At 24.9% G+C, this 229-nt stretch carries 1 protein-coding gene; it reads left to right on the plus strand.

The window, feature by feature from the left end:
- Positions 1–229: lantibiotic dehydratase C-terminal domain-containing protein (locus SB725_RS34300; protein ID WP_410923844.1), on the plus strand; the 229-nt coding region annotated here is incomplete at both ends.

Genomic DNA, 229 nt, shown 5'->3' on the forward strand with positions numbered 1-229 from the left:
TTTGTCTTATTACAATAATGATGAAGAAAAAAGGTGGTTATTTGCCATAAAAGCGATAGATTATCACTTGGATCTATTTACTTATTCGTTAATACAAAAAAGAGATTTATTAAAGAATCTAAGTACTAACTTTAAAAGCGAATTTGTTAATTCAAAAGGACTTAATTCCAGTCTTAATGATAAATTCCGAGAAAATAAAAAAATAATAGAAATTTTCATGGAGCAAGAT

The sequence above is a fragment of the Pseudomonas sp. SIMBA_041 genome (genome assembly GCF_046535095.1).
Lineage (GTDB): Bacteria > Pseudomonadota > Gammaproteobacteria > Pseudomonadales > Pseudomonadaceae > Aquipseudomonas > Aquipseudomonas mucoides.